The 22,819-nt window shown below is 50.6% G+C and carries 16 protein-coding genes and 3 riboswitches; of the genes, 9 read left to right on the top strand and 7 right to left on the bottom strand.

Features of this window, described 5'->3' with window-relative positions:
- Positions 1-161: 161 nt before the first annotated feature.
- The 6 genes from AC27KL_RS23795 (at position 162) to AC27KL_RS23770 (ending at position 11,779) form a co-directional block, all read left to right on the top strand.
- Positions 162-1,067 (top strand): copper amine oxidase N-terminal domain-containing protein, encoded by a 906-nt coding sequence (locus AC27KL_RS23795; RefSeq protein ID WP_487171319.1) that lies wholly within the window; start codon positions 162-164, stop codon positions 1,065-1,067.
- A gap of 242 nt (positions 1,068-1,309) precedes the next feature.
- A riboswitch (cyclic di-GMP riboswitch) is annotated at positions 1,310-1,410 on the top strand.
- 408 nt (positions 1,411-1,818) lie between these two features.
- Entirely contained in the window at positions 1,819-4,932 is a 3,114-nt protein-coding gene (locus AC27KL_RS23790) for an Ig-like domain-containing protein (protein ID WP_487171374.1), read from the top strand.
- 207 nt (positions 4,933-5,139) lie between these two features.
- A riboswitch (cyclic di-GMP riboswitch) is annotated at positions 5,140-5,240 on the top strand.
- 365 nt (positions 5,241-5,605) lie between these two features.
- Entirely contained in the window at positions 5,606-9,628 is a 4,023-nt protein-coding gene (locus AC27KL_RS23785; RefSeq protein ID WP_487171318.1) for an Ig-like domain-containing protein, read from the top strand.
- A 79-nt stretch (positions 9,629-9,707) separates the two neighbouring features.
- Positions 9,708-10,361 (top strand): class D sortase, encoded by a 654-nt coding sequence (locus AC27KL_RS23780; RefSeq protein ID WP_487171317.1) that lies wholly within the window; start codon positions 9,708-9,710, stop codon positions 10,359-10,361.
- Between the two features lie 199 nt (positions 10,362-10,560).
- Positions 10,561-10,657, top strand: a riboswitch (cyclic di-GMP riboswitch).
- A 122-nt stretch (positions 10,658-10,779) separates the two neighbouring features.
- Positions 10,780-11,523: a hypothetical protein gene (locus AC27KL_RS23775; protein WP_487171316.1), complete on the top strand. Its 744-nt coding sequence runs from the start codon at positions 10,780-10,782 to the stop codon at positions 11,521-11,523.
- Complete coding sequence (locus tag AC27KL_RS23770) at positions 11,504-11,779, top strand: hypothetical protein (protein WP_339322939.1); 276 nt, start codon at positions 11,504-11,506, stop codon at positions 11,777-11,779. The genes AC27KL_RS23775 and AC27KL_RS23770 overlap by 20 nt, the downstream gene beginning before the upstream one ends.
- A gap of 213 nt (positions 11,780-11,992) precedes the next feature.
- Here AC27KL_RS23770 and AC27KL_RS23765 read toward each other — a convergent pair whose 3' ends face one another.
- The 4 genes from AC27KL_RS23765 to AC27KL_RS23750 form a co-directional block, all read right to left on the bottom strand.
- Complete coding sequence (locus AC27KL_RS23765; RefSeq protein WP_487171315.1) at positions 11,993-13,174, bottom strand: MFS transporter; 1,182 nt, start codon at positions 13,172-13,174, stop codon at positions 11,993-11,995.
- Between the two features lie 432 nt (positions 13,175-13,606).
- Positions 13,607-13,912, bottom strand: a complete 306-nt coding sequence (locus AC27KL_RS23760; RefSeq protein WP_339322941.1) for an ArsR/SmtB family transcription factor — start codon at positions 13,910-13,912, stop codon at positions 13,607-13,609.
- A 1,020-nt stretch (positions 13,913-14,932) separates the two neighbouring features.
- Positions 14,933-16,426, bottom strand: a complete 1,494-nt coding sequence (locus tag AC27KL_RS23755; protein ID WP_487171314.1) for an MFS transporter — start codon at positions 16,424-16,426, stop codon at positions 14,933-14,935.
- Between the two features lie 113 nt (positions 16,427-16,539).
- Positions 16,540-17,310 carry an arylamine N-acetyltransferase family protein gene (locus AC27KL_RS23750; protein WP_487171313.1) on the bottom strand — a complete coding sequence of 257 codons (771 nt, stop codon included), beginning with the start codon at positions 17,308-17,310 and terminating at the stop codon, positions 16,540-16,542.
- 174 nt (positions 17,311-17,484) lie between these two features.
- Here AC27KL_RS23750 and AC27KL_RS23745 point away from each other — a divergent pair, with 174 nt between their 5' ends.
- Both AC27KL_RS23745 and AC27KL_RS23740 read left to right on the top strand, forming a co-directional pair.
- Positions 17,485-18,828 (top strand): aminotransferase-like domain-containing protein, encoded by a 1,344-nt coding sequence (locus AC27KL_RS23745; protein WP_487171312.1) that lies wholly within the window; start codon positions 17,485-17,487, stop codon positions 18,826-18,828.
- Positions 18,829-18,872: 44 nt separating this feature from the next.
- Positions 18,873-19,283, top strand: coding sequence for a hypothetical protein (locus AC27KL_RS23740; RefSeq protein WP_487171311.1), 411 nt, complete (start codon positions 18,873-18,875; stop codon positions 19,281-19,283).
- Between the two features lie 121 nt (positions 19,284-19,404).
- On the opposite strand, the gene AC27KL_RS23735 is transcribed toward AC27KL_RS23740, so the two are convergent.
- Positions 19,405-20,538 carry a DUF4261 domain-containing protein gene (locus AC27KL_RS23735; protein WP_487171310.1) on the bottom strand — a complete coding sequence of 378 codons (1,134 nt, stop codon included), beginning with the start codon at positions 20,536-20,538 and terminating at the stop codon, positions 19,405-19,407.
- Between the two features lie 223 nt (positions 20,539-20,761).
- Here AC27KL_RS23735 and AC27KL_RS23730 point away from each other — a divergent pair, with 223 nt between their 5' ends.
- The gene (locus AC27KL_RS23730) at positions 20,762-20,971 is read left to right on the top strand and encodes a hypothetical protein (protein ID WP_339322946.1); all 210 of its coding nucleotides are present in this window, start codon (positions 20,762-20,764) and stop codon (positions 20,969-20,971) included.
- 118 nt (positions 20,972-21,089) lie between these two features.
- Here AC27KL_RS23730 and AC27KL_RS23725 read toward each other — a convergent pair whose 3' ends face one another.
- Positions 21,090-21,719 (bottom strand): HD domain-containing protein, encoded by a 630-nt coding sequence (locus AC27KL_RS23725; protein ID WP_339322947.1) that lies wholly within the window; start codon positions 21,717-21,719, stop codon positions 21,090-21,092.
- 161 nt (positions 21,720-21,880) lie between these two features.
- A complete protein-coding gene (locus tag AC27KL_RS23720) occupies positions 21,881-22,768 on the bottom strand; it encodes an NAD(P)-dependent oxidoreductase (protein WP_487171309.1) in 888 nt (295 codons plus the stop codon).
- Positions 22,769-22,819: the final 51 nt, after the last annotated feature.

Genomic DNA, 22,819 nt, shown 5'->3' with positions numbered 1-22,819 from the left:
AAAAGGTACAGCCATGCTTGCTCCGGTCCGTAACCAAAAGGGCAGCAAAACCGTCACTAGAGAATAATGACTTTCCAATAGGGCTAATCAGCCGGGGCAGTTCACTTCTAGTCATGCTCGTGTGAGGGGAGTCACCTCATCAAAATAGGAAAAAGAGGTGGATGGTGGTGCTCAAACGTCTGGTTTTATCCATGCTGTTTTCGCTCGTGTTATGGTCGGCTTGTTCTGCGTATGCATCGGCTGATGGAGCCGTGCCCCAAACGAATGTCTCCGGAATCTCCATTTATCCGTATGAAAAAGGAACTGACGCCCAGTTTTATATCCGGTACGCTGATTCCGGTAAAGAGTCCATCGGCAAAGATTTTGTAGGATTATTTATCAACGGCTCCATCATAAAAAATGCGAATGTGGTGACGGAAAATAACAGGACGCTGCTGCCGGTCCGAATCGTGTCCGAACATTTGGGGGCTCAGATCAAGTGGGATTCCAAAGCCCAAAAAGTCACGATCGCCGATGGCGACCAAACGATCGAATTATTCATGAACTCCACGCATGCCAAGGTGAACGGCAACAAAGTCGATATGGTTATCGCGCCAAGAATCATACACGGCAGCGCCTACGTGCCCGCGAGATTTGTGGCCGAGGTTTTGCGCGCCAAAGTGGATTATTTTAATGGCAAAGACTTGTCGCAGCCGCATATGGTCCCTAGACTGCCGCATGTGATGATCAGCCGGTATCCAAGTGATGCCAAGATACTTTCCAAAGAAGCGGCCATCGAAAAAGCCAAAAAGGAATTAGTTATCGCGTATGAATCAAAATTCGGCCCATTTGTTCCGCTTGCCGCAAACGAGAAACCGGGCAGGGGAGATGACAAGGCCATCTTTCGGGATGTGATCACGCATTTGAACGTTGAATCGGAAAACGACAGATATTATGTCATCCCTGTGATGTATGATTTTTGGATCGATAAGTATACGGGGGATGTATATACCTTCTATAACGGGCTGACGATGTCGATTAACCGCTTTGATCCGTACGCCGAGAATGCGTTGTCTTTTCCGGGCTGATCGCTGCTGAACCAGGCGGGTTGCTATTCGTAAAGGATGTTTTCGATAAAGATCGGAGAGCCGGCCAAATGACCGGTTCTCTTTATTTCTCCAAAAGCAGACCGTTTTTTCGAATGGAGTGGTGAGTAGAAACGACAAAAACGAAGAAAATATTGCAAAATGAGACTTTAGACCCTAACTTGCGATTCGCATCTATTATATTTTTAAGTAAATGTTAAAAATTTCAACTACATAGAATCTCGTACGATTAATGGCAAACCCATTGAAAAATGGGGACGCAAAGCTACAGGGGCTAAGGGATTTGCCGTAAAAACGCAAATACGACTGCCAGCCAGCTGCCGAATACGACGGAAATCTCCGTCTGGTTTGCTTTTGGACGGGGATTTTCTTTTTTGAATATTTAAAATTTTTACGATTTTGATAGCTGGGGGTTCGAGCCCTGCCTATAAAGAAGACGACGGAAAGAGGAGGGGAAAGAGTTCTATAAGGTAATTTGTTGAAATCGGAAATATTGGCGGCGAAGGAATGATCGCCCTGTCAACGATCAAAGCTTTCGAATTAAGTATGATTTGGGGGGAGACAATTGCACAATGACCGCTCTACGAAGCGAACCAATTTATTAAAGCGTCTCTTTATTCAGTTTTCTGTACTTTTGCTTATCCTTAGCGTGGGACTCCCTTTATCGCCAGGTGCAATTCATGCAGCAGGGATATTAACGATTAATAAAATTGATTCGTATGGTATTCAGGGGATGACACTCTATCAATTTGATGGCAATAATCCAACTGCTAATCCCAAGGCTAGTGTTACTATAACAGGTGTTGCCGAAAATACTGGCTTAAACGGATTGGCAGTAGCAATGAATGAGAAAGCTTTTTATGCAGCTACTTATTCTTACATCGATAATATTTCCAAAATTTATAAAATTAATGAAAACGGAACAGCCCAGCCTGTATCACAAGTAGAGGGTATAGCCGGAAGTTCTGTCATTTTTGAAGGGAAATATTATTATGTATATGGACTTAACGGTAAGGTTTATATAGGAAGCTACGATTTAACTACGGGACAAAAGCAATCAAATGAAGTAACGAATTATAGTTTCCCGTCATACCGGGATATGGGGGGCGATTTGGTTTTTGATAGTAATGGTTATCTATGGTTTTACGCAGGAAACTCATTAGTTCAGTTGGACCCAAGAACGTCTACCATGGTTCGCAGTGTCGCCATATCTTCCCCTGTCGAAGCCGCCGGGTTCAGAGGAATGAGCTTTTTACCTAACGGCAATATATTCATTGTTAGTGGTCAGAGTAATCCGAGATTCTATATACTTAACCGTGATACTTTGAGCACCACTTACATCGGAGAAATGACGGGGGGATTGATTTATGATCTAGCATCGGAGGTTACGCCGAAGTTCGATCCTAATCCTCCTGAACTTGAATCTCAGAAAAAGGCAGCCATTCAACAAAAAGCGACAGGTAACACGGATACGGTCCACCCGGAAGTAGGAGATACGCTTTTATACACGATAGAGAGCCGGAACAAAGTGGCTAACAGCTTCATTAGTAACCTTGTTATCTCGGATATAATTCCATCAGGGCTACAGTATGTCCCGGGCAGCTTAAAGGTGGACGGCGTGTCTGTCACTGATGCTGAAGGGGACGACAAAGGGCATTATGCCTCAGGCAAGGTAGTCGGTCAGTTTGGTATCATTAAAGATACCGCATCGCACACCGTTACGTTTCAAGTGACAGTGCTGCCGGGCCAGGCAGGCAAGGACATTGCAAATACGGCAGCGGTTGGTGGGGACAATATCGACGTTCCGGACAAGCCGACGACGACGATCAACATTTATCCGCGGGTTCCCGTACTTGAATCCGATAAAAAGTTTGCACTTCAGGAAAAAGCGGCTGGAAACATGGATACGGCCCATCCGGAAGTGGGAGACACGCTATTATATACGATTCAAACCCGAAACGCGGCAGCAGATAGTCAGGTCACGAATCTGGTGATCTCCGACGCGATCCCGGCAGGTCTGGAATATGTTCCGGGCACGCTTCGCGTAGACGGCACAGCGGTGACGGATGCCGAAGGCGATGACCAAGGACATTATGCTGCAGGTCAGGTTGTCGGTCAGTTCGGAGTTATTTCGGACACCAATTGGCACACGGTCCAATTCAAAGCAATGATCCAACCAGGCCAAGCTGGCCAAAGCATTCGCAACGTGGCCGAAGTGACTGGCGACAATATCAATACTCCAAGTAATCCGGGCGTGGAAGTGAGCGTATACCCACCGGCCAACCGGCCGCCAATCGCATCGGATCCTAAAGAAACGACTTGGAAAAACACGCCGGTGACTGGAAGCGTGTATGGAGTAGATCCTGATGGTGACCCGCTGACCTTTACCAAAGGAAGCGACCCTTCCCACGGTACAGTGACGGTGAATCCGGATGGAACATGGACGTACGTTCCAGATCTCGATTTTACTGGAACGGATAGCTTTGAGGTTACGGTGAGCGACGGCAAGGGCGGAACCTCCACCTCAAAGGTGACCGTGAACGTAACGGAGCCGCCAAATCTGCCGCCAGAGAGCCGCAATGATACCGTAACGACGGAGCAGGGTACGACGGTGTCCCGCAGCGTGTATGCAACCGATCCTGACGGTGACCCGCTTACATTCACCAAAGGAAGCGATCCAAAGCATGGGACCGTGACGGTGAGTCCGGACGGAACGTGGGAGTATATACCGGACTCGGGATATAGCGGCCCGGATATCTTTACGGTCATCGTAAGCGATGGCCAAGGCGGATACACGACCTCGACCATTACGGTTAACGTAACGGACAAGCCGACTCCGCCAACGAACCGTCCGCCAACCGCTTCGGATGAAACGGTAACGACGGAAAAAGGCAAATCCGTAACGGATACCGTTTACGGCACCGATCCGGATGGCGATTCATTAACGTATACCAAAGGCAAAGATCCGGAACATGGTACGGTGACGGTGAATCCGGATGGCACATGGACCTATACGCCAGAGCCTGGCTATGTAGGCGGAGACAGCTTTACGGTGGTCGTGGAGGACGGTAAAGGCGGTCAGACGGAGGTTACGATCACGGTTGACGTGAAGGAACCTGCGACGAACCCTGGCACGAACCCAGGTACGGATCCAGGAACAAGCCCGGGAACCGATCCGGGAACAAGTCCGGGCACTACGCCGAATCCGGGCACGGACCCAGGAAAACCAAATCAAGTACCAAGCGTTCCTTCCTATAATGCGGAGACGACGATCAACACGCCGGCAACCGGAAAAATAGAAGGTACGGACGCGGACGGCGACAAGCTGACGTATACGAAAGGAAGCGATCCGAAGCACGGCAGCGTTACCGTGAATCCGGACGGAACGTGGACCTATGTACCGGACCGTGATTATACCGGCAGCGACAGCTTTACGGTGATCGTAAGCGACGGACGTGGCGGCACGACGACGTCCGTGGTGGCGGTCGACGTGAAGGGAACCGGTACTGAACCGGGAACAACGGTTCCAGGAACTACCCCTGATCCGACCAAACCGGGAACCGGCACGACGCCAACGAATCCGGGAAGCGGAACGCCGTCGAATCCAGGACCAGGTACGACGCCAACAAGACCTGGAACCGGAACGGCTCCGGATGCGGGCGACGGATCTGGATCTCCGTTGGAAGACAACGGAACCGTTGCCGGGGAGTCTGGCAAAGCTCCTTCGCCGGGAGAACAATCCGGCAGCAAGCTGCCGAATACGTCGACGAACGTTTACAACCTAGGGTTCATCGGCATGGTTGTACTGCTGGCAGGACTGCTTTTATGGAGACGACGTAAGGCGTAAAGAAATTACACTTTTTAATACGAAAAGGGTTCAGGCTGTCGAGAAGATCTCGACAGCCGTTTTTATGCTCATGTGATTCGAACACGCTTCCTAGAAACGACAAAAACGAAGAAAATATTGCAAAATGAGACTTTAGACCCTAACTTACAATGCATATATATTATATTTTTAAGTAAATGTTAAAAATTTCAACTACATAGAGTCTCGTACGACTAATGGCAAACCCATTGAAAAATGGGGACGCAAAGCTACAGGGGCTAAGGGATTTGCAGACAATATGCAAATGCTACTGCCAGCCAGCTGCCGAATACGACGGAAATCTCCGTCTGGTTTGCTTTTGGACGGGGATTTTCTTTTTTGAATATTTAAAATTTTAACTATTTTGATAGCTGGGGTAAGAAGCCCTGTCTATAGATAAGAGAGCCTGCAAGGAGGGGAGAGCCATTGGAGAGAACTACGAAACGTTCGTCGTAGAAGGAGGGGAATGAACGAGGCGACGAGAGCCAGTATATTGTGAATGTCTCTCTCTACTACATACACTTCAAATCGTGCCAAAACAATCCGCCCCCAGTTTTTGCGATATGGATGAGTATGGATTATCGACGGTCATAAAACTTGCTTACAGCCCTGGAACGGCTTCAAAGCCTTCCTGCTGGAAGAAGGGAGGAGAACAATGAAAAGAAAATCGATAATCAATGCAATGGCTGCTTTGATCATCGCGTGCAGCCCGATGCTACCGTTAAACGGTCAAAATGCTGAAGCAGCTGCAGCAGATGGTAAATGGCTAACGTATAAATACGACGGGTTTCCCCAAGATACTTTCGACCAGTCATTTGCCATCGACGGCACTGCCGAAGTTCCCCAGGGAACGAATTTTGTGCGATTGACGCCGGATCTTACAGAAAAGTATGGAGCGATTTTTAACAAAAATACGCTTTACCCTAAAGACAACTATTCATTCAGCACGGCTTTCTCATTTAAAATGAGTACAGGCAACGCAGGCGCAAGTGACGGATTGACCTTCACGCTCCAGACAGGTACAGGCACTCAAAAAGCCAACGGAGGCGGGTTGGGATATTACGGGATTCAACCGAGTTTTGCGGTTAAATACGATACTTTTCTAAACACGGTTTATAACGATCCTTCAGCCAATTACATTGGACTCGCGGAAAATGGGTCGGTGACGAACCAGGTTGGTTCTGGCAGATATACGGATTTGGACCAGTATAATAGGGACAATGGCACCAACTTTGTTCTATCTAACGGGACTACGTATTATACATGGATCGATTATGACGGTTTAAACAAAAATGTTCAGGTTCGCCTGGGCACTGCCCCGGATCGGGCAAGCTCAAAAGTGGTACTGGATGTAAATAATGTGGATCTTGGCGCTATTTTTGCCGGACAACCTTATTATGCCGGTTTTACCGCCTCTACGGGATACCCGAATAATGAAACGCATGATATCTACAGCTGGTATTTCAAAACCGAGTACGCGCCGATCGAGACGCTCGATCCGCAAAATGATTACTACCAAAACCAGCCGCCGACAGCGTCGGATATGAAGGTCACTACGGAAAAAAATAAACCGAAGACCGACGTCGTTCAGGGCACCGATCCGAATAATGACACGTTGACCTATACCAAAGGCACGGATCCAAAAAACGGCACGGTGACGGTGAATCCGGACGGAACGTGGACTTACACGCCGAACCAAGACTATATCGGCCCGGATAGCTTCACTGTGATCATGGATGACGGCAAAGGCGGCAAAACGGAAACGACGATAACCGTTGATGTCACCGAACCAAGTAAACCACCTGGCGTATGTGGACCAAGAGTGGCGTTAACTAACGGCAGCTTTGAGCAAGGTGCTCCCAGAGGAACTGCTGTTGATGGATCGGGGCTTTATTATTATGAACGCGATGTGCCTGGTTGGAAAACAACGGATGATGCTAAAGGGCAACCTATCATTGAGCTTTGGAACTGGGAACAGAAAATCCCTTCAAATGTTCAGAGCTGGCCAGCACCGCCTGATGGAAAGAGATGGGCAGAACTCAATGCTTTTGAAAATGGGATGTTATACCAGGATGTGAAGACAACGCCTGGACAAACCATCTATTGGCGTCTATCCCATATGGGCCGGTGGGGGGTTGACACCATGCAGCTTCGCATCGGTGCAGCAACGGCTAGCCCTTACGATACCCTAGTTCAAAGACAAATGAGCGATGGAAACACTGCTTGGGGAACCTATACAGGAAGCTATACGGTTCCCGCTGGTCAAACGGTAACTCGCTTCGGTTTCGAGGCTGTGAGTACTTCTACCGGAGTTATAGGAGCAGGCAACTTCCTCGATGATATCTTTCTGGGCACCGCCCCTTGCGGGGTTGTAACCAAGTCAGTATCCCCGGCAGATAACGTAAAAGAGGGAGATACCTTAACGTATTCGGTCAACTTTAAAAACGATGGCGGCGACGAATCGGCCAACACCGTATTTACGGATAATATTCCTGACGGAACTGAATACGTTCCTGGATCTTTGGAGATTGTATCGGGCCCGAATGCCGGGAAGCTGAGCGATAAAAGCGGCGATGACCAAGGAGAGTTTCTGGCAAACGATAATCGGGTGGTCGTTCGTTTAGGAAACGGAGCGAACGAAAGCCAGGCAGGCAGAATCCCGAACATCGATGTTCTGCCTGGAGGAACGACCGTCCAATTCAAAGTTAAAGTGCTCTCGAAGTACAAAACGACTACAGTAGCCAATCAGGCGACCGTAGAATACGACAATTTGCTGTCAGGGAATCATGAAACCCGGAATTCCAACGGCGTTACGGTCGATGTTAACCGTCCGCCGATTTCGCCGGATTTCGAAGAAACGACATGGAAGAACACGACGGTGACCGGAAGCGTATATGGCGTGGACGCAAACGGCGATCCGCTGACGTTCAAAGAGGGAAGCGGTCCGGCAAACGGTACGGTGACCGTCAATCCGGACGGATCGTGGACATACACCCCTAATCAGGATTTCGTCGGTGAAGATAGCTTCACGGTTATAGTCAACGACGGCAAAGGCGGAACCACCACCTCGACGGTGACGATTCACGTAGAGGATCCGCCAAACTACCCGCCGGTAACCGATAATTACAACGTAACGACAGAGAAGGACAAGTCGGTAACAGGCACGGTGTATGCAACCGATCCCGATGTAGGAGATACGTTGACGTTCGCCATCGAAACTGATCCGAAGCACGGCACGGTGACCGTGAATTCAGATGGGACATGGGAGTATAAACCGGATCCGGGATATGTCGGCCCGGATATCTTTACGGTCATCGTAAGCGATGGTAACGGAGGGGTTACGACTTCGACCATCACGGTAAACGTAACGGACAAGCCGAACCAAAAGCCGGTGACGAAGGATGACAACGTAACGACAACGAATGATACGCCGGCCACCGGCAGAGTAGATGGAACAGATCCGGATGGCGATCCGCTGACCTTCACCAAAGGAAGCGATCCGCAGCACGGCACAGTCACGGTGAATCCGGATGGATCGTGGATCTATGTACCGACGCCGGGTTATGTAGGCGAAGACAGCTTTACAGTGATCGTGGATGACGGCAGAGGAGGCAAAACGGAGTCGAAGATTACCGTCGGTGTGACGGAACCGGACAAGCCGACTCCGCCAGCGAACCGTCCGCCAACCGCTTCGGATGAAACGGTAACGACGGAAAAAGGCAAATCCGTAACGGATACGGTTTATGGCACCGATCCGGATGGCGATCCATTGACGTATACCAAAGGCAAAGATCCGGAACATGGTACCGTGACGGTCAATCCGGATGGAACATGGACCTATACGCCAGAGCCTGGCTATGTAGGAGGAGACAGCTTTACGGTGATCGTGGAGGATAGCAAAGGTGGAAAAACCACGGTGACGATCACGGTCGACGTGAAGGAACCTGCGACGAACCCTGGCACGAACCCAGGTACGGATCCGGGAACAACCCCGGGAACCGATCCGGGAACAAGCCCGGGCACTACGCCGAATCCGGGCACGGACCCAGGAAAACCAAATCAAGTACCAAGCGTGCCTTCCTATAATGCGGAAACGACGATCAACACGCCGGCAACCGGTAAGATAGAAGGTACGGACGTGGACGGCGACAAGCTGACGTATACGAAAGGAAGCGAACCGAAGCACGGCAGCGTTACCGTGAATCCGGACGGAACGTGGACCTATGTACCGGACCGTGATTATACCGGCAGCGACAGCTTTACGGTGATCGTAAGCGACGGCCGCGGCGGCACGACGACGTCGGTGGTGACGGTCGACGTGAAGGGAACGGGTACTGAACCGGGAACAACGGTTCCAGGAACTACCCCTGAGCCGACCAAACCGGGAACCGGCACGACGCCAACGAATCCGGGAAGCGGAACGCCGTCGAATCCAGGACCAGGTACGACGCCAACAAGTCCTGGAACCGGAACGGCTCCGGATGCGGGCGACGGCTCAGGATCTCCGTTGGAAGATAACGGAGCCGTTGCCGGGGAGTCTGGCAAAGCTCCTTCGCCGGGAGAACAATCCGGCAGCAAGCTGCCGAATACGGCAACGAACGTTTACAACCTAGGGTTCATCGGCATGGTTATTTTGCTGGCAGGATTGCTTTTGTTATGGAGAAAACGTAAGGTATAATCGTTATATCTGATATGAAGAAAACACTTTTCTGCGCGAAAGGTGTTTTCTTCTATATGAAAAGGCAGGGGGGAATAATTTGAGGAAGAAAGCGGGAGCCGTATTGATGGCCCTTGGGATCCTTATTGTATCCATTGCCGTTTACCAATACGTTGAACATCAGATCCAATTAAAAAAGGCGCTGGCCCAGGCAGAGGCTTTGGTCGGCTCAAAATCCGACGAGCTTCCGGTAACGAAGCCATCGCCCGCAGCCAAAGCCGCCCCTAATCCCACTGTAACGCGGGAACAGTTCCATCCCGCCGATAATGACGTGATTGGATTGCTGGAGATACCAAAGATCAAGGCGGAATTGCCAATCATTGAAGGCACGGATGAAGAGATGCTGGAAAAAGGCGTTGGGCATTATAGCGGTACCGTGTTACCGTCCGACGGCGAGCAAATATTGTTATCCGGGCACCGCGATACGGTGTTCCGCAAGTTCGGCGAGCTTGGGATCGGCGATCGTTTCATCGTCAAAATGCCTTACGGTTCCTTCGAATACGAAATAGCGAGCACAAAAATCGTCGATAAAGACGACACCTCCGTCATTCGACCGATGGGAAAAGAAGTTCTCGTCGTTTCGACGTGTTATCCTTTTCGTTACGTAGGTGCCGCTCCCGACCGGTATGTCGTATACGCCTACCCGGTTTCAACGGATCAGGGCACCCCAAGCAAAACGAACGGATCGGCGTAATGCCAAAGCCGCAGCCGCGAAGGCTGTGGCTTTTTTTATCGCGGAAAATGGCCCATTCTAACCCAAAAGCCGGCAGCTGTTGCAATCCGGAAGCATACCCAATTTTGGGTATTTTTTTTGACGGGGTCGAATTTTATAATGATATGTAACAAAACAAATTGATTTTAAAGATATCAAAGACTTAACAACTTCATACTTCGTACGATAATAGCAAACCCATCGAAAGGTGGCGACGCAAAGCTACAGGGGCTAAGGTGGATGCTCTACTGCAACCACGATGCCAGCCAGTTGCCGAATACGACGGAAGCCTCCGTCTATTTTTCGTATGCAAAAATCGGACGGGGCTTTTTGTATTCGGAACACGCCAGTTGAGGTATGCGGTAAGAGCGGCTAAATTCAAACTTTGAGGAGGATGTTTATGAGTCATGTTAAGAACAACGAAACCTATGTTTCCGGAGCGGCTGTAATTGAAAAGGGGACAGCGCCGTACAGTCAATATGCGCCTGATATGCACGTATCGGTCGGTTGTATCCCATGTACAAGGGCGCACTTGTCAGCAGTTTCCGCGGCCCTCAAAGAGGGGGATGCAGAAACGGCCCGTGAAGAGATCTCCGCACTGATGGAGTACGATTTGACACCGGAGAAGTTAGCAGCAACACCGGAGAAAGACCGTGAAGTATTATCCAAGTATGCAAAAGCCATTTCCAGTTTGCAGAAAAAACTGGCCGAACCTGTTCCGGAGTTGACGGCGATTGCAGCATCGCTCAAAGAGGCCATCCGTTTCGCCAGGGTAGACGGTATAGAACATCCTGAGGTGCAAATGCGGCTGGAACGTTCCGAGGAACTGGTGAATGGCTTGGAACGGATTCGATTCGCACCGGAAAACATACAGTCTCTGGAGCCCAAGATGCGCGCTGAAATAAAACTCGTATTGCCGGAGATCCGCGAGGCACGCCATCAACTGTTGAACGGCATCACCACACCGGATGATCTTGAAAATGCAGGCGCTCGGTTTGCTCTCATTTCGCGGAGAATCAACGTGAACCCCGATCCGGAAACATTACAAATCGCGCAGAAGGAAGCGGCGGAATTGAATTCAAGCTTTCGCCGGGATGTACTCCAAGCTTGGGGAGGTAAATCATATGAGTCTACCAGACAATGAAATCGCATATGGCTTGACCATGGAATGCAGCATTGCGGACCATCGTCCTTGCGAGCTTGCCACCATCGTTGGCATGGCGGTTGACATCAGCGAACAGGAAGGGATCGCTCTTCCACCGCAGCTTAAGCGGATCATGGATACTCAGATTTTGACGGAAAGCAGCGTACGTTCGGCCCTCCATGAGTGGGTGCATACCATTCCCGAGTCCCAAAAAGAAGTTGCGGCAGCTTTGTTCCATGTCCTTGAAAATGGATAAGGCACACGAACGGTACTGTATGGTGCCGAAACCAGGATCAAGTTGTCCGAGGGATCAATCCGAAAGAGAGAAGGGCAGTTCTGGAGTATAACTCTAGGGCTGCCTTTATCGTTTTTCTTACGTACACGAGAAGCTTGCGGCGGGTTTAGCGCAAACACAGCAGAAAAAATGAAAGGTCGTGGCTTTACGCCCCGACCTTTCAACATTTGGCGGTTAATCAGCGTTAGATGCAAGGGCTTTTTCTTTCATTTGCCCATTCAACAAGAACGATGCCAAAAGGGCAATCACGACGCCAGCCGCGCCAATCCATGTAATCTGCGACAAGGAAATTTGATCGACTACGATGCCTCCGATGCCGGCACCCGCCGCCATTGACAATTGCATCGTGGACTGGTTTAGACTTAGCATAATGCCCGAATATTCAGGTTCGATCCGAACCAAGTTAAATTGCTGTGTGGGGCCGGTGGACCAGGCGGTGAAAGACCATAACATAAGGATAGCGACAATCGGCAACCATGAATTCGTAAACGCGACGGTAACCGTAAGTAAAATCAGGGCGGCAATATGCAGCAGCATGCCCCCGGTCAAGGTGGGAGTCACTCCCCATTTGTCCGTACTGTATCCCCCGAATTTAGAACCGATTAAGCTGGCGATGCCAAAGGCCAGCAAAATGCCGCTCAGCGCGTTTTCATGCACGCCCGCCACCGTAAGGAGATAAGGCGAAAGATAGGTATAGGCTACCGAGTAACCGCCAAGCCAAAAGAAAGTGATCGTCAGTCCGAGAACCGTTCGGCGGTTTTTAAGCAACCCCAGCTGCTTGGTCAATGGCACAGGAGCGTCGCCTTTCACGCGCGGAATGGCAAAATACAACACGATCATTGCCAGCAGCCCCGCTAAAACAAGAAAACCAAATATGGATCTCCATCCGTACGCGGCGGCTGCCATGCGCCCCAGAGGAACGCCAACGATCATCGACACGGTGAAACCCATGACCACATTTGCGATCGAACTAGCCTGCTTTCCTTCAGGCGCAATTTTAGCGGCTATATCCAGAGCCGTCACGACGACGGTCCCTGCGCCCAAGGCCATCAAAGCCCGCGCGGCCACAAATAGTCCGTACCCTGGCAGTATGAATGCCAGCACATTGGCGATGACGAAAACGCCCATGGCGATGACCAGCAGCTTCTGACGTTCCATCTTGGCCGTCAAAGCCATGATCACGGGAGTGCAGACAGCATAAATGAAAGAAAAAATCGTCACCAATTGTCCTGCGGAAGTAATCGAGATGTCTAAGGATACCGAGATCTTATCCAAAATACCCGAAATAATATATTCGGATGTCCCAACCAAAAAACTGACGAGTGCTAATAAGTATATTTTCCAAGTGCCCTTCATGAATTTGTTCTCCTTTATTCAAGTTCCTTCATAATAAGCATCCTCAAATCGATATATAAGTATATTTCGATTTGATATTCAAAAATAAACCGTTTTTCCCTGCTCAGACATAAACTGCAACGTGCCGTGGCCGACAACACATCAAAACTACATATTATTATATGTCGATATGATGTTCAAAAATAAAACCGAAATATCTATCGGACCTGATCACGTGGCCTCCATCCGCCAATTCCCCGATAAATAAGCCAATACCCATCGGGCACGAACGTATCGCGCTCCGTGGCTGACAGCATTTGTTCCGGCATGCTTTTGTTCATTGGACGCAATAAAAGGGGCTTCGTCGCCCGCAACCGGCAGGGCGCGGCGAATTCAGGGCGACGGCAGCCGTCCATCGGGTCCTTATTTTCCTATCGGAAGCTGAAGTTAGCCTTATTCGATCTCCCCCCTTAATTTAGTCATCGCTTCGCGAATCTTCTCCTCATCCCTTTTGTAATAGGTGTACTTGCCGATTCGTTCGCTCTTGATCAACCCTGCTCGATGAAGAATCGTCAAGTATTGGGAAGCGGTGGATTGGGTCATATTTAACTTGTCGGTTACCTGGCCGACGCATACCCCGATTTTTCTCATATCAATCCCTTCATGGGGCGTAAAATGCTGCTCAGGTTCCTTTAACCATTGCAAAATTTGAATACGGGACTCATTGGACAATGCTTTGATAATATTGATCAGTTCCATACGCATAATTATATCGCGATTTATCGATGTGTCAATCCTTTCCTTGGGATCTGAAAAAAGAACCTATAGGGATGGACCATGCTCTTTTAGGGGGAATGAGGCCATTAATAGTTTAGCGCGATTTCAAAAAAAACACAGCCGCAAAGGGCTGTCAGGCTGTCGAGAAACCCACGCCTTGGAGACGCTGGGTTTCTCTTTTTTTCTTTGCACTTGCTAAAAAGCCAAAGCAAAGCCCCTTAAAAAAGTTGTCTGATTTACTATTGACAGTCCAGTAAAAAGACCATTGAACGCAAAGAGATATAAGGAACCATGGAGAGCAATTGAATGTGAGGAGACGTAGGGAATCGAGGGTACAATTGGACGCGAGGGGTGAGGAGGCAAGTCATAGTAGGGAAGTAAATTTCTAACGATTGCCACAGAGGTTAATGCCGGGAAAATGTAGGTTATGATATTTTAACGGTTCTGGTTGACGTTATTTGGGCATTAAGGTGGAACTTCAGATGGTAATCTTGCAAATAACTCCATTGGTAACCGTTAGAACTTACAGAGAACCATTTGAAGCCACATAGGCGCTGTCACAACCGTTAGAATTTGAGAACAGCTTACACACAGTGATCTAACCCTGTTTGTGCCTCCGTAGACATTTCAGAGGATGATGAATTTCTCCATGAACTGCCCGGCGACGCTTGTCTGCCTACCCTTATCCGCTAAAATGCTTGTTTACCGACGTCATTCTATCGATGCTTATCTACGACACGTTCTACCCCTAACGAAGAATAGCAACTCTGTGGTGCTCTCCGGCCTCCCCTATACGGCGAGGCCCCGCTCCCAGAGTGCGGGACCCGGCTCACTTGCAAGATTCATCCCTCAGCTCAGAAGCAAAAACACTCATTGGAGGGCCGCGAAGGGCTGTGATCTTCTTTTGCATTCAGTATGTTACCGCGTCATGGAGTCTGGCGGCTACAATGTTTTTCAAGGCTCTTGCGGGCTAACCTGCTGTTTTGTCCCGGGCTTCGCGAGCTATTTCTTTTGCTCCGGGTCCGATGCGGACTCTTGGATCATCGCATGTTCTTCATGCCACCACAGCGCTTCTTCCGGTTCTTTCAGCAGCTCCTTGATTTCGTGCTTCTCCTCGACGGCCGGCGGGGAGCCGCGCAGCGATTTGCCCGACGTGTCGGTAAACCAAAACGTGACGACGACCAGTCCGATGATCGACGTGGCGATCAAAAAATAAGCCGGAACGAGATTGTTTTGGGTCAAATTGATCAGCCAGGCCATCACAAGGGGGGTCGTGCCGCCGAACAAGGACGCCGAGATATTGTACGTGATCGCCAGCAGGCCGTACCGGACATCGGTAAAAAACAGCGCGGGCAGCACGGAAGGCATCGTCCCCTCGAAGCAGGTGAGGAATACCGCAAGGATCAGCAGTCCGAGAAATACGAGCCCGAGCTTGCCGCTGCTGATCCACAGGAAAGCCGGGTAAGACAGGACGAGCAGTCCCGCCAGGCCGATTTGCATGATCCTTTTGTTCCCGATCCGGTCGCTGAAATAACCCATGGCCAGCACGATCGGAATCATGATGAACATGACGATCAGGATCAGGAGCAGCCCTTCCGCTTCCCCGTAGCCCAATACGGCGGTCAGGTGAGACGGCATATAAGAAAGCACCATGTAATCGACGACGTTAAAGAAAAAGACGAGCACGGTACAAATCAGGATGACTTTCCAATGCCTCGAAAATAGTTCCCTGAGCGGCGTCTTCGGTTTATCCTCATCCTTGGCCTGCTCCATTGCTTCAAAAGCCGGCGTTTCCTCCAAATGGCCGCGGAGATACAGTCCGACCAAACCGATCGGCGCCGCGATGAAAAACGGGATTCTCCAGCCCCAAGCAAGCATTTGCTCGGAACCGAGGAGATAGGTCAGCAGCGTGACCAAACCGGAGCCGGCAATATAACCGACCAAGGTGCCCACTTCCAGTCCGCTGGATAAAAAGCCTCTTTTTTTGTCGGGCGTCGATTCGGCGATAAAGGTCATCGCTCCCGAATATTCCCCTCCGGTGGAGAATCCCTGTACCAGCCGGGCAAGCAAAAGCAGCACCGAAGCCGTCGTTCCGATGGAAGCGTAACTCGGGATGAGGCCGATGCAAAGCGTCGAGATGGCCATCATCAAAAGCGTGATGGTGAGCACCTTTTTGCGGCCCCAACGGTCCCCGAGACGCCCGAAAAACAATCCGCCGAAAGGCCTCACGATAAACGCGATGGAAAAAGTGGCAAACGTATAGACGAGCTGCACCGAACCGCTCATTTCCGGAAAAAACACTTTCCCGATGACAACCGCAAGATAGGAATAGATCCCGAAATCGAACCACTCCATCGCGTTTCCGAGAGCCGTTGCAATCACGGCCTTTTTCGCCATTTGTGCATCGACGATCGTAATGTCGTCTTTATGCAGCTTGGGCCCCGAGCGTTTGCCGATCAGCGGCCATTTATGCTTTGGCTTTTCATCACTGTTCATCGTTTCCAGTCTCCTAACGAAAAATTGATCATTTCGCCGTTAGTATTCGCTGGAAACGGGAGGATGATGCGTAAAAGCGGGATATGCCGAAGTTTTTTGATTTATTTATGGCTTCACTTGACGGGCGGGAGATTGATGTTAAAAATATCGGCAAGAACCCTTTCGAAGTCTCCGGGCCTGATCGATTCTTTGGTTTTCAGTTCGTTTTGAACGACCGTCAACGAATGATCATGCAGCGTGATGCGCCCTTCTTCGGTCAGGATCATCGCCACCGGCACTTTGTTGAATCTGGATTCCTCGCCGTATTGGGTCATCATAAAAACATCGTAAAAATCTTTCAACTGCTTCGTTTCGGTCGGATCGAATTTATATAAGGCATCCAAGTCCGATCCTTCGCGTCTCTCAAGGACAAGCTTACCCTCCTGGTCACTCCAGGGACGAATCCGGTAGGAGCCGCCGTCCGCATCATGCACCTCTTCGCCGGTTAACGGCACCGGCTGTCTGGGGGTTCTCCCGCCGAAGCCGACGTCGACCAAATAATCGGAGCCGTCGACCCGTACCATGTTGATGGCATGGGAGCCTGTCACGAACCATCCATCCTCCGTTTTGACGGTAGCCGCCGTCCGCGATACGGAAAAACCAAGCTCGCGCAGCAGTTCGTGAAACAAGCCGTTTAACTCGTAACAGACGCCGCCCCTTTTGCGCGACACGATTTTGTCGAACTGCTTGTCGGCTTCCAGGGAAAGAGGGACTCCGCCGACGATATCCAAATTCTCGAACGGAATGCGCGTGACATGCCCGTGCTGAAGCAGCCGGAGAAAATCCAAGGATGCCCGGCGGGGACCATCGATGCCTAATCGTTCCAAATATGCGTCTATATTCATAAAGCCAGCTCCTTTTGTCGTTCCTTTCATTGATACAACACCCGGTATCTCAAAAGTACGATAAATCGGGCGAACCCACCATGCCGTTTTAAAGCAACTGTATCGGTACAGTTCAATATTCAGGTATACTATGTACCAAAGCATGTCCTATGCTAAATAGAGGAGTGGATCGGCGTGAAAAAATATGCTGCCATTTTGGCAGATATCGAACAGAAAATCGAGCTGGGGCAGTTTGCTCCGGGCCAAAAACTCCCTTCCGTCCGTTCCGCGGCCGCGCATTACGGGTGCAGCGTCAGTACGGTGACCCGCGCCTACGCCGAACTTGAAAAACGCCACGCCATTTACGCCGCCCCGCAAAGCGGATTCTATGTCGTGGACAAACCGGCGAAAGAAGGGGACGGTCGGGACGACGGCGTCCTGGATTTGGCCTCGGCATTGCCGGATATCGACTTGTTCCCGTACCTGGATTTCCAGCATTGCCTGAACAAGGCGATTGATACATACAAACATGATCTGTTTACCTATGGCAGCCACCAAGGGATGGAGAGTCTTCGCCGTACGCTGGTGAACCATTTGGCCGTAGATCAGGTGTTTGCCAAAGCCGAACAGATTTTTATCGCCTCCGGCGTCCAGCAGACGCTGGAAATGCTTGCGAAAATGCCGTTTCCGAACGGAAAAGAGGTTATTTTGGTGGAGCAGCCGAGTTATGACATCTATTTGCGTTTTCTTGAAACGGAAGGCCTGCCGGTCCGGGGAATTGCTCGTACCGCAGACGGCATCGATCTCGCTGAATTGGAGGAGATGTTTCAAAGCGGGGGAATCAAATTTTTTTACACCATGTCCCGTTACCACAACCCGTTGGGCACGTCGTATACGGTTCGGGAGCGGGAAGCGATCGCCAGGCTGGCGGACAAATACGATGTATACGTCGTGGAAGACGATTATATGGCGGATCTCGGGGAGGAGCGCTGTTTTGATCCGATTTTTGCCTACAGCCGGAAAGGGCATGCCATTTATTTGAAGAGTTTTTCGAAAATCATTTTTCCCGGCCTTCGCTTGGGGGCTGCCGTCTTGCCTCTGCATCTTGTGGAAACATTTCACCGGTACAAAAGGTATCCGGACACTTCGCTGCTTTCCCAAGCGGCGCTGGATATTTATATCAAAAACGGCATGTATGAGCGCCACAAACGTCATATCTGCAGCCAGTACGCCTCGCGGATCCGGGCCGCGAACGAAGCCATTCGAAGGCATAACCGGGAGGGGCTCGTCGAAGCTTCCAACGTCGATTCAGGGATTTATATCCAGCTGAAGGTGCAGCCTTCGGTCAATTTGGAACGCCTCATTGCGCGGCTCGAGGAGCGGGGCATTCGGGTCGTGTCCGGTAAAAGGCATTACCTGTCGGATTTCCGGGAGCGCGAAAAATTTATTCGGATCAGTATCTCCCGGGCCCGCCCGGAGCGGATCGACGAAGGCATACGCGCCATTATTGAAGAGGTCAAGCGGGGCGGAAGTTGGTAGGCCGTTAATAACCGTATGAGGCAGCTTCGAAAGGGAGGTTCTCTATGGCTTATATCCTTAAACTGAACGGCGTCAGCTTGATATATGCATTTGTGCTTTTTGTCCATACGGAATTGATGACGAATGTGTACCGGATCGAACGGCTTACGGGTTGGGAGCATGCCGGGAAGCTGGTCGATGCAGCGAATATCGCGCTTTTTGTCTGTTCCACGGTTCTGCTCTTTGTCATAAGCAAGCGGTGGACAGGGCAGCGCAAATGGCGATATGTTACGACCGTTCTTTGGTTTCCTTATTTTTGCGTCTTGATCCGCGCCTTTACGGCGATGTATCCCATCACGGACCCGCAGGACATGCCGCTGCCGGTGGTGGGTTTGATCGTGCTTGGCGAAACGTTGATATTTCCGCTTTATATCGCGGGGATTCAATTCTTGTCGGGGATGCGAAGGGGCATATAGAACTTTTGCCGCCAACATGGACAATTCCCTCGGGTCCGGAGTTGCACGCGTCAGCGCCCCGGCAAACCGCAACAGCGCACCCTGTAAGCAGGATGCGCTGTCTTTTTTTAGAGAAATACGTTCAAAATTTGATTTTAAGACTGCTTCCTTCGACGTATACGCCCTCCGAACGGACGATGGGCAGCTTATGTTCCGCGCTGAAGCCGATCGTTTCCCCGTCTTTTAAAGTCACGTTGTGTTCGATGACGTAACCGCTGATGTCGATCAGGAAATCGCGCAGCTCGGAAGGGGAGGCTTGGGTGTCCAGCACCTCGATTTCGTCTTTGCCGAAAGCTCTTAAGCCGAAAGTGTAGCCGCTGATGCCGTTTTCCGTTCGGACAAGGCCAAAATGCACCAGGTTCAGCAGCGGGAACATGTCATCGTCCGTTTTCATCAATTCCGCAAAATCCACGAACAGCCCCGGGTGAAAGACGGTGCCTGAAGAATACAATCCGACCGCGTTCGGGAGTTTCAAGCAGCTGGAAGCCAGCTTTGCGTATAGTTTGCCGCTATCAAGCGGGGAGCCGGAGCGGGTAAACACGGCCACGATGATTTGGGCCACATGGGTTTGGGTCTTTTCCACGGCTTCTTTCCAAAGGTAGTTCGCTCGGGCGTTATGTTCGGCTTCGCCGTCCGGAATCGGAGCATCGACAAAACTTAAAGCCGCCATGCAGCCATCCGCCTCGAACACGAGCGTGCCGCCGGTTTCTTTTGCGTTGTCGCGGCCCGTCTCTTCGGCCTCCGTGCATGAAATATTCCAATCCTGCAAAAGATTCCGTTTGATCTGCTCCATATCGCATTCGTGGGAATCCAGCAGCACGAATCCGTTGAAAAGACCGCCCTTGTCGTTCTGAGACTCTTCAGAGTTTGCCTCTTGTTGCCCCTCCTCGAGCGCCGCCGCCTGCTTCATCCAGAACTCGCGGATCATTTCTACCATGACTATGGCCTCCTGTTGGGCGGTGGCAGGATCATAAGGCTGCATTTCGCTGAAAACATGGCCGCAATGTTCGGTATCCAGGTCATGCTCATAACCGCCGCACACGCCGAGCAGCCATTTTCCGAGCAGGCTCTTTTTATATTTGAATATGTAGTAATGCATGCCGTGCAGATCAAATTCTCCCGCGATTTCGATTTTGCTCGGTTCCTTTCCGAGTTCGCGTTCATCGGCCAGCCACTCGATCATGGACTGCATAGCTGCCTGCCGTTGGGTCGTCATCATTTCCGCTCCTAACATAAAAATATAGTCTACAAAGGTACATTCTACCAACCGCAGGAGCTGAATTCAAATTCATAGATTGCGGCGTGAAAGCTTGATCAAACTCGTGTTTTCTCTAATATATTGTGATGTATATCATAGGAAGCGGAAGTTTAAATTTTGAATAATAAGGAGAGATGCTTTGCCAAAAAAGAAGCAGAGTGAAGGAAGAGGGGGAAGACCGATGTCAGCCGGCTGCGAGCAGGATTATATGATCGAGCGCGTAAAAAAGGCCTTTGCGTGCAAGGTGTTGTGGTGCGAAGGGCGTCCGTGCCTGGAATACGGCAGCAGGGAGGAACTGGATCGCATTTCCGAATACGTCCAAGCCGAGTTCGGCAAAGAATTGCTGGACGTATTTTTTACGGCCGTTGCAAGCCTTCCGCCGGAAGCGTGAGTCAGGATGCACATTTGCCAAATCAAAAAAGCCCTCATGTCAGGGGGCTGAACCATCCTTGTAGCTATAACGGCATTAGACAATCCAAGGTCTCTGCGAAACTCCTTGAAAAACGGGGTTATGATCGGAGCGCTTCATTCGTAATCCGTTCGATATCGATCGGGGATTGCGATCCCTCGCGGACCAAGTCGGGCAAAATTTCACGCAGAAAATAATCGACGCAATGCAGTTTGATTTGTTTGATTTTAATGAGGGCGCTGCGGTACATCACAATAAATTCCTTTTCGGTATTTCCCCGCTGCAGCTCGGCGAAGGCTTCATAGATTTGGTCCATTTTATCCGCTACCTCAAGAATGAGCCCTTCGACGGAATCGTCTTTGCCTTCGCGCAGCTGTCTGCGAAAAATAGGCTGAAACTCGGCGGGAATATGCTCGTCAATGAAATGGGCGACCATTCCTTCTTCAACCTGCTGCAGCATGGCGCGCAATTCGAGCGAGTGGTGCTTTACGGGCGTTTTGATATCCCCGATAAAAATTTCACCGTAATCATGGCTGCTTGTAATCTCGTATAACTTCTTCCAGTCTACCGTTACCCCGTTGCTTTCTTCAATGTCCGCCAATGTTTTGGCATATTGGACGACCTTCCAGGAATGCTCGGAAACGCTATGCTCCTGAAATTTGAATCTGCCCGGGCAGCGAATGATCCGCTCCAGATCCGTCAGCGATTGGAAGTACGCATGAATTCCCATGTTTTTTTGCATTCCTTATAAATATGGTTTTTATGTGCCGTACATCAAGTATACATCCGGTTTGTAAAAGGATCGTTAACGCATGCCAGAACTTATTGGAAATAGGATGTGGGCTTGAGCGACAAAAGAAGCTCCCGATCGAAGATCAGGAGCCCCATGTGTTATGCAGTCGGCTGTTTCATGATTTCGATCAAACTTGTGAAGCTGTCGGCAGCATGCCCTTTTTCCATGCCGCGACGGAAGAGATCCAGGACGGCGGCCGGCAAGGAAGGATCGAGCCCCGCGTCTTCGAATGTGTGCACGACGTGTTCGACGCTTGCGGCCCCCATGGCCAGCCGGTCCACGTCCCCGGGATGTTCTCCGGCGTTCAGCCGCGGCGTGTAAAATTCAATGAAGCCGGGCAAAGACGATATATTTTCTTGGGCGTAATTCTGGTACTGCTCCGCAGTGATTCCGTTTGCGTTGGCAAGGGCAAGCGCCTGCAGGTAGCTGAGCATCGACGTCCAAAAGATGACCATCTGCATTTGGTAATACAGCATGGCAAGTCCGGGGTCTTCGCCGCGGTAATCGGTGCTTGTCAGCACGTTTAACGTTTCTTTATGAGCCTCAAAAACGCTTGTTGGGCCGCTATAGAAGGTAGATGAGCCCGGGTTGCCGATTCCGGAAGGCGGAACCTGCACGCCACCGGCGAGAAGCACGGCCCCATAACCCGCCAGCCATGCTGACGCTTGTCTCGCTTTTGCCGGGGTGTCCGAGCTTAAGTTTACGATGACTTTGCCGTTTAAGCTCCCTTTCGCCGACTCCAGGATGGCATACATGGCGTCATAATCGGTCAGGCTGAGGATGGCCAGCGGGTTCGCGGCCAACGCCTCCTCGGGCGTAGTTGCCTTGAGCGCGCCTTGTGCCGCCAATTCGTCCGCTTTGCTTAAGGTTCGGTTCCATACGGTCACCTCGTAGCCTTGCTTAAGGAATGCGCCCGCCATCGCTTGACCCATCGGCCCCAGACCGATGACGGTTACCCCTTTGTGATGTCCGGTTTCCAACGTCAAAACCCCTTTCGAAATGAATTCACATCCATCGTAAAGGATGACGCTAGTGGT

The organism is Paenibacillus sp. YAE3 (genome assembly GCF_057546105.1).
This window is presented reverse-complemented; position numbering and strand designations above follow the sequence as displayed.

Bases quoted from the DNA above. Each gene is read 5' to 3' on its own strand.
- AC27KL_RS23795 (WP_487171319.1), top strand. From the start codon at position 162: ATGGTGGTGCTCAAACGTCTGGTTTTATCCATGCTGTTTTCGCTCGTG.
- AC27KL_RS23790 (WP_487171374.1), top strand. From the start codon at position 1,819: ATGACACTCTATCAATTTGATGGCAATAATCCAACTGCTAATCCCAAG.
- AC27KL_RS23785 (WP_487171318.1), top strand. From the start codon at position 5,606: ATGAAAAGAAAATCGATAATCAATGCAATGGCTGCTTTGATCATCGCG.
- AC27KL_RS23775 (WP_487171316.1), top strand. From the start codon at position 10,780: ATGAGTCATGTTAAGAACAACGAAACCTATGTTTCCGGAGCGGCTGTA.
- AC27KL_RS23770 (WP_339322939.1), top strand. From the start codon at position 11,504: ATGAGTCTACCAGACAATGAAATCGCATATGGCTTGACCATGGAATGC.
- AC27KL_RS23765 (WP_487171315.1), bottom strand. From the start codon at position 13,174: ATGAAGGGCACTTGGAAAATATACTTATTAGCACTCGTCAGTTTTTTG.
- AC27KL_RS23760 (WP_339322941.1), bottom strand. From the start codon at position 13,912: ATGGAACTGATCAATATTATCAAAGCATTGTCCAATGAGTCCCGTATT.
- AC27KL_RS23755 (WP_487171314.1), bottom strand. From the start codon at position 16,426: ATGAACAGTGATGAAAAGCCAAAGCATAAATGGCCGCTGATCGGCAAA.
- AC27KL_RS23750 (WP_487171313.1), bottom strand. From the start codon at position 17,310: ATGAATATAGACGCATATTTGGAACGATTAGGCATCGATGGTCCCCGC.
- AC27KL_RS23740 (WP_487171311.1), top strand. From the start codon at position 18,873: ATGGCTTATATCCTTAAACTGAACGGCGTCAGCTTGATATATGCATTT.
- AC27KL_RS23735 (WP_487171310.1), bottom strand. From the start codon at position 20,538: ATGACGACCCAACGGCAGGCAGCTATGCAGTCCATGATCGAGTGGCTG.
- AC27KL_RS23730 (WP_339322946.1), top strand. From the start codon at position 20,762: ATGTCAGCCGGCTGCGAGCAGGATTATATGATCGAGCGCGTAAAAAAG.
- AC27KL_RS23725 (WP_339322947.1), bottom strand. From the start codon at position 21,719: ATGGGAATTCATGCGTACTTCCAATCGCTGACGGATCTGGAGCGGATC.